Origin of the sequence: Chelatococcus sp. GCM10030263 (assembly GCF_042666455.1) — a bacterium.
GTDB lineage: Bacteria > Pseudomonadota > Alphaproteobacteria > Rhizobiales > Beijerinckiaceae > Chelatococcus.
Genome location: NZ_JBHTDB010000003.1, coordinates 769,146 through 781,454, shown reverse-complemented (window position 1 = coordinate 781,454; position 12,309 = coordinate 769,146). Strand labels below are relative to the sequence as shown.

General features: G+C 64.3%; 13 protein-coding genes. 9 read left to right on the top strand and 4 right to left on the bottom strand.

Going from position 1 to position 12,309, the window contains the following annotated elements; translation table 11 throughout:
• Positions 1 to 248 precede the first annotated feature (248 nt).
• The 4 genes from ACFQU1_RS08225 to ACFQU1_RS08210 form a co-directional block, all read right to left on the bottom strand.
• Positions 249 to 827 (bottom strand): cytochrome b, encoded by a 579-nt coding sequence (locus ACFQU1_RS08225; RefSeq protein WP_378131182.1) that lies wholly within the window; start codon positions 825 to 827, stop codon positions 249 to 251.
• A gap of 115 nt (positions 828 to 942) precedes the next feature.
• Positions 943 to 1,692 (bottom strand): hypothetical protein, encoded by a 750-nt coding sequence (locus ACFQU1_RS08220; RefSeq protein WP_378131180.1) that lies wholly within the window; start codon positions 1,690 to 1,692, stop codon positions 943 to 945.
• A 187-nt stretch (positions 1,693 to 1,879) separates the two neighbouring features.
• Complete coding sequence (locus ACFQU1_RS08215; protein WP_378131178.1) at positions 1,880 to 3,193, bottom strand: ATP-binding protein; 1,314 nt, start codon at positions 3,191 to 3,193, stop codon at positions 1,880 to 1,882.
• Complete coding sequence (locus ACFQU1_RS08210; protein WP_378131176.1) at positions 3,193 to 3,852, bottom strand: response regulator transcription factor; 660 nt, start codon at positions 3,850 to 3,852, stop codon at positions 3,193 to 3,195. Before ACFQU1_RS08210 ends, ACFQU1_RS08215 begins: the two co-directional genes overlap by 1 nt.
• A 281-nt stretch (positions 3,853 to 4,133) precedes the next feature.
• On the opposite strand from ACFQU1_RS08210, the gene ACFQU1_RS08205 reads away from it, so the two are divergent.
• The 9 genes from ACFQU1_RS08205 to minE all read left to right on the top strand — a co-directional run bounded on the left by ACFQU1_RS08205 (position 4,134) and on the right by minE (position 12,173).
• Positions 4,134 to 5,060 carry a MurR/RpiR family transcriptional regulator gene (locus tag ACFQU1_RS08205; protein ID WP_378131174.1) on the top strand — a complete coding sequence of 309 codons (927 nt, stop codon included), beginning with the start codon at positions 4,134 to 4,136 and terminating at the stop codon, positions 5,058 to 5,060.
• Positions 5,061 to 5,116: 56 nt separating this feature from the next.
• Complete coding sequence (locus tag ACFQU1_RS08200; RefSeq protein ID WP_378131172.1) at positions 5,117 to 6,118, top strand: ABC transporter substrate-binding protein; 1,002 nt, start codon at positions 5,117 to 5,119, stop codon at positions 6,116 to 6,118.
• A gap of 13 nt (positions 6,119 to 6,131) precedes the next feature.
• On the top strand, positions 6,132 to 7,925 hold the full coding sequence (locus ACFQU1_RS08195; RefSeq protein WP_378131170.1) for an ABC transporter permease: 1,794 nt from the start codon (positions 6,132 to 6,134) through the stop codon (positions 7,923 to 7,925).
• Positions 7,925 to 8,965, top strand: a complete 1,041-nt coding sequence (locus ACFQU1_RS08190) for an ABC transporter ATP-binding protein (protein ID WP_378131168.1) — start codon at positions 7,925 to 7,927, stop codon at positions 8,963 to 8,965. The genes ACFQU1_RS08195 and ACFQU1_RS08190 overlap by 1 nt, the downstream gene beginning before the upstream one ends.
• Before the next feature lie 39 nt (positions 8,966 to 9,004).
• A complete protein-coding gene (locus ACFQU1_RS08185; protein ID WP_378131165.1) occupies positions 9,005 to 9,760 on the top strand; it encodes a COG4280 domain-containing protein in 756 nt (251 codons plus the stop codon).
• Positions 9,757 to 9,969: a hypothetical protein gene (locus ACFQU1_RS08180; RefSeq protein ID WP_378131163.1), complete on the top strand. Its 213-nt coding sequence runs from the start codon at positions 9,757 to 9,759 to the stop codon at positions 9,967 to 9,969. The genes ACFQU1_RS08185 and ACFQU1_RS08180 overlap by 4 nt, the downstream gene beginning before the upstream one ends.
• 376 nt (positions 9,970 to 10,345) lie before the next feature.
• On the top strand, positions 10,346 to 11,062 hold the full coding sequence (gene minC, locus ACFQU1_RS08175; RefSeq protein ID WP_378131161.1) for a septum site-determining protein MinC: 717 nt from the start codon (positions 10,346 to 10,348) through the stop codon (positions 11,060 to 11,062).
• Positions 11,063 to 11,085: 23 nt separating this feature from the next.
• Positions 11,086 to 11,901: a septum site-determining protein MinD gene (gene minD, locus ACFQU1_RS08170; RefSeq protein ID WP_378131159.1), complete on the top strand. Its 816-nt coding sequence runs from the start codon at positions 11,086 to 11,088 to the stop codon at positions 11,899 to 11,901.
• Positions 11,898 to 12,173 (top strand): cell division topological specificity factor MinE, encoded by a 276-nt coding sequence (gene minE / locus ACFQU1_RS08165; protein WP_378131157.1) that lies wholly within the window; start codon positions 11,898 to 11,900, stop codon positions 12,171 to 12,173. Before minD ends, minE begins: the two co-directional genes overlap by 4 nt.
• The last annotated feature ends 136 nt before the right edge of the window (positions 12,174 to 12,309 follow it).

Genomic DNA, 12,309 nt, shown 5'->3' with positions numbered 1-12,309 from the left:
TTTTGGACTTCGCCTAAAGGCCTCGTCGCATCTCGCCGGCCACCCCGACCCCCAGCCGGGCACGAGCCATGCGGGCTTTCACCCCTCGCGGCACGCTTTAAGGGTGGGATTACGCCGACGATACGTCTTCTCCCGCCTCGGAACCGCTCCCGGCGCGAAGTTCGGAACACGGTCGTCGATCAGGGCATCTCTCACGACGGCTACCCATGCTGTCAGGCATAGCCAACCAGCATGATGGCGGCTTAACGTCATTTTCGCCCCGGCAGCATGCTTTGCAGGATGTCATCGCGAAGCACGTAATGGTGGAAGAGCGCCGCCAGCGCGTGGGCCGTAGCGACGACGATGATCATCCACGCCAGGACGTTATGCGCCTCGCCGACGAGATGGTGGGCCGGCCTGGAGAACGGCGCAAAGGGAGGCGGGATCAGGAGGCCGAAGAAGGTCATGGCTTCATTGCCCGACCAACGCAGCACAAACCCGAGGACCGCTTCGGTCGCGAGTAGCGCATAGAGCAGGTAGTGAACGCCTTGCGCCCCGCGTTCCGCCCACCCCACCGAAGCATGATGCGACCGATGTCCTCGTATCAGCCTCCAGCCAATCCGTAGAGCCACGACCAGCGTGAGCAGAACGCCCAGGGACATGTGCGTGCCAATCATGAGCGAGCCGATCGGCCGCGGCGGTAGCCCCCACAGCTCGGCCAAGCCGAATTGTGCGATCACAAGGATCGCTGTCAACCAGTGCAGCGCTATCGTCGCTTTGTCGTATCGGCCGACATCAACGCCAGGTGCGGCGTCGCCTGTGGCCGCGGCATTGCCCGCTTTGGACATCATCTTTCCTTCTGCATCTCGCGGACGGTGTGTTGGCCGGCTGTTCACGTTCGGGCCGAGGCAGGTGGACGTGGATCACGAGGCTTTTCAGGCTGCAGCATATGAAGCCGGATCATCAATGTGCCCTTGCCGCTGCGCGTTGTGGAACGGCCAGAATGCAGCCGACAATGAAGGCGAGTAGAACGGCAGATGCCATATAGCGGCTTAGCGCCAACCCGCCGTCGGAAAGCGGTTTATCAAGGAAGTCGCCGACCACCGCGCCAAGTGGACGCGTTAGGATGAATGCTGCCCAGAACAGAAGTGTTCGCGAAACATTGGTCGTGTAGTACAGGGCAGCGATGAAGGCGAGCAGAGCGGCAAAAACGATCATACCGCCGCCATAGCCCAGAGAAGCCGAGTCGGCCGTCCAGTCGCCGAGCGCCGTTCCGAGCGTCTGCGAAAACATGATCGTGACCCAATAGAATATTTCGGCTTTAGGTGAACTGACGGAATTCACTGCCACCGTACCTAAGGACTGATGCCAGATGATCAGCGACGTCATAAGCAATGCAAGCAAGAGAGAGGTGCCACCGGCATAGCCGATGCCAAGCGACCGGTCGGCAAAATCGGCCAAAGTTGTTCCGACTGTCGTGGTCGCGATGATGGTTGCCCAGTAGAGGAGCGGATGAAATCGCTTTGCCGTCATCTGCACGATCACGAAGGCGAGAAAAATGGCCGCGAATATCCCTGTGCTGACGAGGTAACCGAGCCCGAGCGACATCGACATTGCGTCGCCGCCGGTTTCTCCCAAGGTGGTCGCCGCGATCTTTATGATCCAGAAGATCAAGCTGACCTCGGGAACCTTGCTCACCATTTCTTTAGACATGCTTTCCGCCATTATAGATAAACACGTGTATCGAAGACGGCCCGCGACACTGCGCGGACCGTGCCTCGAGCGAAACGCGATCGAAATCTCGCGACCCGCCGGCTTGTAGCTCACGTTGTTTAGGAGCGAATTAGAACGCGCAGCCGCAGTCGCGTTGCAGGCCCTGCACGGCACCACGCTGCTATGGCTAGGCTTGCGCGGTAAGCGGCAGGCTGATCGTCGCGAGAAACCCGTGACCATCCTCACGATTGCCGAGGCGCAGCGTGCCCTGGTGGCGTTCAGCGATGGTCTGCGCGATTGCGAGACCGAGGCCGCTGCCATCCGTTTCCTGTCCAGCCGCTCGAAAAAAGCGCTCGGTCAGTCGTGGCAGGAGGGCCGGCGCCACCCCCGGTCCGGTATCGGCGACCGTCAGGATTGCCGTTCCGGGCTCGCACATGATGGAAACGTCGACTGCACCGCCGGCGGGCGTGTAGCGCACGGCATTGTCGACGAGCGCCTCCAAGAGCACCCGAAGTTCTGCAACCGAACCGAAAACCGTCGCTGGATTACGCTCGGCGATGCCGAGGTCGACGCCACGTTCTTCGGCAAAGACGAGCATTCCCGCAATGACCTCGATGGCCGTTTCGTCCAGCCGCACCGTTTCATGTGCAGGGGGCGTTTCCAGCCTGTCGTAGCGGGCGATGCGCAAGAGTTGAGACGTCAAGGCGGATGCCCGCCGCGCGCCGGCAGCGAGTTCCTCGAACGAGGGCTCCAGGGCCGGATCGGTGGAGGCGCGCCGCAGATTGCTTACTTGCAGGGTTAGCGCCATCAGCGGCGTCCGGAGTTCGTGGGCCGCGTTGGACAAAAAATCGCGCTGGCGCATCATGGCCTGCTGAAGCCGGTCCAGCAGTTCGTTCATGGCGGAAACGAGCGGCAGCACCTCCCGCGGGACGCCGACCATCGACAGAGAGGTCAGATCGGTCGCTTTACGCTGTCCGACCTCGTCGGCCAGCCTTTCCAACGGTCGAAACAGCCGGCTGACGACGATTTCGAGCACGATCCAGGAGAGGGGTATCGCGAACACAAAAGGCAAGGTTGCCTGAATGGCCGCATCGGCTGCGATGTCGTCACGCATGTGCGTCCGCTGGGCGACATAGACGATGCGCGTTGGCGTGACGAGCGAGAAGAGGCGCCAATGGCCCTTGTCATCGTCGAATTCGGAAAAGCCGGTGACCGACCGATCGGGTATCGCGGTATGGGGGTGCGAGGTCACGGTTGGCCGGCCATCAGGATAGGTCACCTTGATGACGTAAGCGTCCTTGTCGTGGTGCCTGGGCAAAGCCGAGCCTCCCGCGGGGGAGGGGCTAGGGTCGCCGACGTAGCGCGCAACCTGTTGCTGCTGTCGATCGAGAAACTCATTGGCCTCCGCCCGCGCAGAGATATAGGCGGCGAGGCTGCCGGCGGCCGCAAGAACGGCCAGGACGGCTGCGAGAATGAGCGTTGTCGCACGGCGCAGCGACATCAGGACCTTGCCACCATCCAGCCGGCGCCGCGCACGTTCCGAATGATGTCCTTGTCGAAGCGTCTACGCACATAGTGGATCAGCACATCGACGGCATTGCTCTCGACTTCTTCTCCCCAGCCGTAGAGCCGCTCTTCGAGTTGCGTGCGAGAGAGGATAGTGCCGGCCCGCTCGGCGAGCGCGCGCAGTAGCGCGAATTCTCGAGCCGGCAAAAAGTCGCTCTTCCCGCGATAACTCACCTCGTGGGTAGCGAGATTGAGCGCGATCGCCCCTGCCTCGATCACCGAGGTGGTTTGGCCGCTCTGGCGGCGGCTCACAGCACGGATCCGCGCGAGGAGTTCACCGGGATCGAATGGCTTCACCAGATAGTCGTCAGCGCCCAGATCGAGACCCTTGATGCGATCCTCGATTTCGTCACGCGCCGTGATGACGAGAAGAGGCGTGTGATTGCCAAGTTGGCGCGCCTCCTGCAGGACGGTGAGGCCATCCTTTCCGGGTAAACCGAGATCGAGCAGGACAATTGCGTGGCCGCCGACCGCTAGCGCTTCGGCCCCTGCGGAGCCGTCGCGGCACCAATCGACGCTCAGTCCGGCATCAGTCAGAGCGACAACGAGTCCCTTTCCGACCATAGGGTCATCTTCGATCAGCAGAACCCGCATGTCGTCTGCGCCGCTCCATCCCTTTGATGCATTTCGACGTCTCCCGCCAGCCCTCGTCCTCGGGACTCCCGTTGGCCGCCGATGTGAACCGCCAGAAGTGCCGATCCCGCGGCATCACGGGATTCGAGACGCAGCATGACACACCCACCTTATGGGCAAATTAGGGACCAACGCGAGCAGGCGGAGGCGATGCTCGGCACATCGAAATCGCCGGATGTCATCAGGATGTAACAGTCACTTCAGACAATCACCGCATGTCGTGAACACAACATGAGCTGCCGGTGTCCCAATTCTCGCCCATGGCCGTCGAGGCGGAGTCCCCCACCTTCGAGGGCCGTATCGCGCCTCTCATCCCGACGCTCTCGCCCGCGGAACAGCGTGTGGCGCGGTTCTTCCTCGATCGTCGGGAGGCCGTGTTGCTCGCCTCGGCCGTCGAGATCGCCGCCCTTGCCGGGGCAAGCGACGCAACCGTCGTGCGAACCGCTCGCTCGCTCGGATTCAGCGGCCTGGCGGACCTGCGCGAGGCGGTGTTGACGGACCTCGCGAATGATGCCGCGAGCCCTAGCGGTCGCTTGAAGCGGACTTTGGAAGAGACGGGTGATGGCGCTGCCGATGCGTTGCGGCACACGCTGGCGGCGCATGAGGAAAGCCTTGCCGTTCTGCGCGACGAAGCTTTCGAAGCGGGCTTCATCCGAGCGGTCGAATACCTGCGCTGCGCCGAGAGGCGTCATGTCTTCGGCATAGGTCCATCCAGCGCCATGGCCGAATATGCCACGCTGCAGATGAACCGCATCGGGTTTGCGACCACAGCCTTGTCGACCACCGGCATCGGCCTCGCAGACCGCCTGCTCGGCCTGAAGAGCGGCGACGCCCTTCTGATGATCGCCTATGCGCCGATCTATCGCGAGGTGGCAGTCACCCTCGATGTCGCTGAACGCCTCGCCCTGCCAACGATACTCGTGAGCGACAGCCTCGGACCCTTCGTCGGGGGCCAGGTGCGCGAGGTCCTCCCGGTCCCGCGTGGGCGGGCGGGCAATCTCGCCATGCATGGCGCGACACTCGTGGTCATCGAGGCCCTCGTTACTGCGCTCGCTTCGGGTTCTCCGGATGGCGCGCTGGCGAGCCTCGAGGACCTCGCAGGGCTTCGCGGGGCGCTCGACAAGGACTGGTTGAAACGCGGTGTCAGGCGACCGCAGCCAAAGCGGTAACGCGGCCCTTGGCGCAGCGGACATTCGTATCGAAAATCATGATGAAGGGGGCTTACATGAGAATACGCACATTGCTCGGCATGGCACTTTTCATGAGTGTTGCCGTAGGAGGAAGGGCCTCTGCCGCCGACCTCGTTCTTTACGACGCGCTCGATTTTGCGGGGCCGGTCGCCAAGGCCTTCACGGCCAAAACGGGGATCAGCGTCAATGTGGTCGAGCCCGGCAGCTCGGGCGAAACGCTCGGCAAGATCGCCGCAGAGGGTGACAACCCACAATTCGACGTCGTCTGGCTGGACGGTTCCGCCGTCATGGAGCGCATGGCGCAGGATCACGTGCTGCAGCCCATCCCGGGCGATCTCTACGAACAGGCCGATTTCACGGCGCTCGGCAAGACACTCCTGCCCGCAAGCCGCTCCTTCATGCCGACCGGTGCGAGCACGACCGCCATCGAGGTCAATACCAAGAAGGTGCCGGCTGGCCAGATGCCGAAATCCTGGAGCGATCTCTCCAGATTTGCAGGACATGTCGCGGCTAAAGACCCCAATCTCTCGGGTCCGTCCTACCAGTGGCTCGCCGGCCTCTTCCAGACGAATGGCGTCGAAAAGGGCAAGGCGCTGCTCGCGGACGTGCTCACCAACAGGAGCCTCTCCGGCTTTTCCGGGGCCGGCAAGGTGAACAAGGCCTTGCTGACCGGCGACGCCGAGATCGGCATCAACCAGGACAGCAGTATCTTCTCCGAGAAGGCCAAGGGTGAGCCCGTCGTTGCGGTTTATCCGAGCGAAGGCTCCATCGCTCTGCCGCAGGGGCTCGGCATCAGCGCGCGAACGAGGCATATGGAGGCTGCGCGAAAATTCGTGGCTTTCGTGATGAGCGCGAATGGCCAGGCCGCCATGCAGGCCGGCAACGGCACCGACTTCTACTTCCTGCCAATCATCGAAGGCGTGAAAGCAAAGCCGGGGCGGGTCACAGACATCAATTTCGTTCTCCTCGACGATAAGGCGGCTTCGGCGCACGAGAGCGAATGGAAGACCTGGTATCGCGACCATTTCATCCCGTAGTCGGCGCCGCACGATGACCGTTATCCTTCCGCAGAGTGGTGCCGTGGCGGTCGACCGTGGCTTACTGCTCGGTCGTCTCCAGGGTGCGGCCGTCCGACGGCCGCACGTCAAAGCCCTCGACCTTCTGTTCTATGCCGTCTTCGCTCTGCTGATCGGCTTGCCGCTTGCGCTGGTGCTGGTGCAGGCGGTGCTGCCCGACCTCTTCGATCACCGGGCCAGCAGCGCCGCCTTCAGCGTTCGGGCGCTTGCTCAGACTTTCGCGTCGGCGCGTGTTGCCCGGTCGGTCGTCAATTCCCTGGCGCTCGCCGCAACTGTCGCGGTCACCGCGACGGCCCTCGGCGGCGCCTTTGCCTTCCTGGTGCGGCGCTGCCGGCTGCCGCTTCGCGGCGCCATCGCCGTGGTGCCCTGGCTCGTCTTTCTGACGCCGTCTTATTTGAAGGCGCTCGCTTGGGCGCTCCTCATGGCGCCGGGCGGCTATCTCGTGCAACTCGGGCTGCCGGCGCGTGTGGCGGCAGCCTTCTTCTCGCTGCCGGGCCTCGTCTTCGTCCACACGCTCAGCCTGTTTCCGCTCGCGTTCTTCATCATCGGCAGCGCCCTTGTCGGGCTCGGCAGCGACATGGAAGATGCCGGGCGGCTCTCGGGAGCTGCGCCGTTCCGCGTGTGGATGAAGATCAACGCGCCCCTCATCGCACCCGCCATCGCGCTCAGCGCCATCGCCACCTTCGCGGAGGTGCTCGCGGATTTCGGAATGGCCACGACGATCGCGCGGATGTCGAATTTCTCCGTCCTGACCTACGGCATCTATGCGGCAACCAGCGATTACCCCATCGACTTTCCCATGGCCGGCACGCAGGCCTTTGTGCTCATCCTGCTCGTCGCCATCGTCGTGGGTGCTGACAGGTTGCTTCGCCGGCAGGTGGCGGCGCGCCTCATCTCCGGGCGGTCGAAGCCGCCGCGGATCTACGACCTGAAGCGCTGGAGCCCTTTCGCCATGGGCTTCGTCGCGGTGATCACCTTCGCTGCGCTCGTCCTGCCGCTCGGAGCCATAGCGCTGCGTGCGCTTACACGCACGATCGGCGCCAGCCTTACATGGGAAACGTTCACGCTCGACAATTTGGCTGAGGTCGCGACCTCAGCGGGTGACGCCCATGCGGCCCTGCTGCGCAGCCTCGGCTACGCCAGCCTTGCCGCAGTCCTCGCCTGCAGCCTCGCGCTCCTCCTGGCGCTGCGGCTCGAGCGCGACAAGGCCATGCGCCCGGTCGTGCTTGGCCTTGCCCTCGGCACCGTCGCCATTCCCGGTATCGTGCTCGGCTTCGGCTATATCCTCGTGTGGAACCGCCTGCCGGGCTTCCGCGACCTGCCGTTTCCCCGGTACGGCGAGGGCTCGCTCCTCATCCTCGGCTATGTGGCCGCGGCGCTGCCCTATTGCCTCGTGATCATCCTGTCGGCGATCGGCCAACTCGCGCCGAATCTCGGCGATGCCGCTCGCCTCTTCGGCGTCGGCCCCACGGCGCGGCTCTTGCGGCTTACCCTGCCGCTCATCGCGGTGAGCGTCGTGACGGCTCTGCTGATGACATTCATTCACACCATCTTCGAGCTCCCGATGTCGCAGATGCTCATCCCGCTCGACGGGCCCCCGGCGCCGACAATGATCCTCCGGTACTTCAATGACGAGCGTGAAGGGCCCGCCTCGGCCCTGTCGCTCGCCTCCATGGTGATTGCCGGCGGAGCAGCGGCCCTGATCTGGTCCGCCGCCCGCAGGATGCTTTTTGCCGGTGGGGCAACCGGCTCGCGGAGGGCGTTGTGATGGCGGCGCTCCATTGCGCGGCGCTGTCGAAGACCCTTGGCGGCCGGCTCGTCCTGAGTGGCCTCGATTTCGACGTCGCGCCGGGCGAAGTGGTCTCGCTGATCGGCGCAAGCGGATCCGGCAAGACGACGCTTCTGCGCATTATCGCCGGGCTCGATTCGCCCGATGCGGGCACCATTACCCTCGATAACTGCATCATCTTCGACGGCCGGCAGGTCGTGCCGCCGGAACGGCGGCGCATCGGCATGGTCTTTCAGGACTACGCGCTCTGGCCGCATATGACGGTCAGCGAGAATCTCGGCTTCGGGCTGAAGTCGCAGCGCTTGCCGGCGGAGGAGATTGCAAGCCGCGTCGCGCATGCGCTGGACGTGACTCGGCTTGCGCCGCTGCGCGGCCGCTATCCCAGCGAGCTATCGGGCGGCCAGCAGCAGCGTGTGGCCATCGCGCGCTGCCTCGCCATGCGGCCGGCACTGATGCTGTTCGACGAGCCGCTCAGCAACCTCGACGCAGCGCTGCGCGAGGACATGCGCGTCGAGATGATGGACCTCGTACGCCGCGAAGGCATCACGGTGGTCTATGTCACGCATGACCAGGCCGAGGCCATGGCCGTCTCCGATCGCATCGCCGTTATGCGGGCGGGCACGATCGCCCAGTTCGACACGCCGCAACGCATCTACGACGCACCTGCGGATGCTTTCGTCGCCGGCTTCATCGGCGGGTTCTCGCTGGTTCCAGGCGCCGCCAACAACGGCCTGTTCGCCATCGCGCAGGACGGTGCGCCCCCGCTCCGGACGGCGAGCCATCACGCCGGCCCCGGTCTTTTGGTGGTGCGCCCGGAGGACGCACGCGCGACGGACCAATCGTCCACTAACAGTCTCTGCGGGACGGTGCTGTCCCGGGCCTTTCAGGGCCGCTGCTGGCGCCTCGTGGTCGGGCTGGGCGCCCATCGGGTCCGTATCGATTGGCCGGAGGCGCCAGCGGTCGGAGAGCAGCTCGCCTTTTCATTGCCACCCGAGCGGTGCACGATTCTTGCGTGCTGAGTAGTACCAACAACACGGTTCAGGAAAGCTCACGACGACATGACCGGCCTTACCACGACCGCCTCGACGGTCATCGCTTCCTTCCTCGGGTCCTTTGTCGAGGTCGTCGAGGCCTTCACCATTATCCTCGCCGTCGGGCTCTCGCAAAGCTGGCGCGCGGCTTTCACCGGGACGGCGCTGGCGCTGGCACTGCTCGCGGTTCTCGTCGCCGTGTTCGGGCCGCTTCTTGGCCTCGTCCCGATCGAGCTGCTGCAATATGTGGTCGGCGTGCTGCTGATCCTGTTCGGCATTCGTTGGCTGCGCAAGGCGATCCTGCGCGCGGCGGGGTATATCGCCCTGCACGACGAGGAAAAGGCATTCGCGTCCGAGACTGATGCACTCAAGCGTCGGGCGCTCGACCGGCGCGCCAATTTTCTCGCGGGGCTCGCCGCCTTCAAGGCCGTGCTGCTCGAAGGGGTCGAGGTGGTCTTCATCGTTATCGCCGTCAGCGCGGGCAACGGCTTGTTGGGCTATGCGAGCCTCGGGGCGGCGGCCGCCTGCCTGCTCGTCATCGCACTCGGGCTCGCGCTGCACCGGCCGTTGGCGCGCGTGCCGGAGAATACGCTGAAATTCGTTGTCGGGCTGATGCTCACCGCTTTCGGCATCTTCTGGACCGGCGAGGGCCTGGGCGTCGACTGGCCGGGCGCCGATCTCGCGATCCTTGCCATCCTGGTTGTGCTTGTCGTCGTCTCAATCTTCGCCGTGCGCATCCTGCGCAACGCCTCCGCCGCCAAGTTCGAGGTCAGCCCACGATGAGCGCCCTCCGCACAGTGATCCGGGAATTCCTTGGCCTCTTCATCGACGACGGCAGCCTGGCGCTGTTCGTGATCATCCTGATCGCGTTGGTCACGGCGGCGGTGAAGGAAGCCTCCGTTCCGCCGCTTCTCGCCGGCATGGCCCTTCTCATCGGCTGCATCGTTCTGCTGATCGAGAGCCTGCACAGAGCGGTCAGGGCCAAGCGGTAACGGAGCCCTCGGCATACGACCGCTGCGGGTGTCGAGACGCCAAGCCCTACCGAAAACTCCGACGTCCAATTGAACACCGGGATGGTTGCGGCCGGCGAGGTGCAGGGCGCAGACGGCCCGGTGTTGCCACGATGCCTTTATTGTCGCTTTGCATTGGCTGACCGCCAACCGCGTCGTGGCGCTGCGCTTCCTCCCAAGCACTGAGATTTAATCCCCGCATCGATCGCCTAATGCGTACCGCTCTACCGCCGCAAGACCAGGCGCGTCGCACCCCGCGGCGGCGGCGGCTCCTCAGAGCCGGGGAAAGCGGGATTTCATTAGGACTTTGTTAACTATAAGACGACCAAATCGATCGAAGCAGGGAATGATGGAAACCGTGACAGTCGCAGTGCGCACACGCAGTTCACTTCGGTTTCGGGGCCGTTCGTTCCTGGCGCTCGTGCTCGCGCCGGAACCGCCTCTGGCCGATTGGATGGCCGAACTGGACAACCTCGTCGGTCGCTCGCAGGGGTTCTTTGCCGGGCGGGCGGTCATTCTGGACGTGTCGGCTCTCAACCTGGACAAGGCTGGACTGACCACCCTGCTTTCCGATCTGAGCACGCGTGGCATTCGAATCATGGCCATCGAAGGCACTGAGCCGGCCTCGCTGGGGCTCGGCATGCCGCCGGCGGTGAACGGGGGACGGGACACCGACCTCGCCGAACTGCTCAGCTCAGCTGAGCGGCAGAAAGCCGGATTGAAAACGGAGCCGCGGACCGCCGCGCCGGGATCGCTCATGCTCGAGAACCCTGTCCGCTCGGGCCAATCGATCATTTTCCCGCAAGGCGACGTCACCGTTCTGGGTTCGGTCGCATCCGGCGCGGAAGTGATCGCCGGAGGCTCCATCCATATCTATGGCGCGCTGCGGGGCCGGGCGCTTGCCGGCTCGGCCGGCAATGCCAAGGCCCGCATCTTCTGCCAGAAACTCGAGGCGGAGCTTTTGGCGATCGACGGGCTATACCGGACGGCGGACGACATGGATTCGCAATACCGAGGCCGACCGGCCCAGATCTGGCTCGAAGGCGACGTGATCAGAATGGCAGCCCTGGGCTGAGGCAGCAGAGGAGGGTGAGACAGATGGCCAAGGTTTTGGTCGTGACATCCGGCAAGGGCGGCGTGGGCAAGACCACGACGACGGCTGCGCTGGGCGCCGCATTGGCGATGGACGGACAGAAGGTCGTGGTGGTCGATTTCGATGTCGGCCTGCGCAACCTCGACCTCATCATGGGCGCGGAGCGTCGGGTCGTCTACGACCTCATCAACGTGGTCCAGGGCGACGCCAAGCTCACCCAGGCGCTCATTCGCGACAAGCGGCTCGAGAATCTCTTCCTGCTGCCCGCCTCGCAGACGCGCGACAAGGACGCCCTGACGGAAGACGGCGTCGCGCGGGTCATCGGTGAGTTGCGCGAGAAGTTCGACTGGATCATCTGCGACAGCCCGGCAGGCATCGAGCGCGGGGCGACCCTCGCCATGCGCCACGCCGACGTCGCCGTCGTGGTCACCAACCCGGAGGTGTCCTCCGTTCGCGATTCCGATCGCATCATCGGGCTGCTCGACTCCAAGACCGAGGCGGCCGAGAAGGGGGAGCGAATCGAAAAGCACCTCCTGCTCACCCGCTACGATCCGGCGCGCGCCGAGCGCGGCGAAATGCTGAAGACCGAGGATGTGCTCGAGATCCTCTCGATCCCGCTCCTCGGGATCGTCCCCGAGAGCGAAGAAGTTCTGCGCGCCTCCAATCTCGGCACCCCGGTCACCTTCGGGAACCCGACGAGCGTGCCCGCCCGCGCCTATCAGGATGCTGCCCGCCGCCTCAAGGGAGAGACGGTTGCAATGACCATCCCCTCGGAGCGCAAGGGCTTGTTCGGGAGGTTTTTCGCACGGAGGGCGGCATGAACCTTCTCAATCTGTTCAACCGACGCCGCTCCGCCTCCGTTGCGCGCGAGCGGCTCCAGATACTCCTTGCCCATGAGCGTGCCTTCGCCGGCGACTCGGATCTTGTCGGCATTTTGCGCGAAGAGATCCTGGCGGTCATCGGTAAGCACGTCGCCATCGACACCGACAAGGTCGAGGTGAAGATGCAGCGGGGTGACGTCGTCTCGATCCTCGAAGTCGATATCGAGATCCCCACCCCGACCACCTCGGCCCGGGTCGCACTTCGGGCTTAATCGCGGCCGTTCCGCTTCTGCGCGGCACCGCCGCGCTGGGTCCAAGGTGATGCTTGCGAGAACGGGCGGGCAGTTTAGTGCATTCGCCCGTTCGCCGGTCGCAATGCCTTTATACCCAGGTGGCGGCGGCCATCCT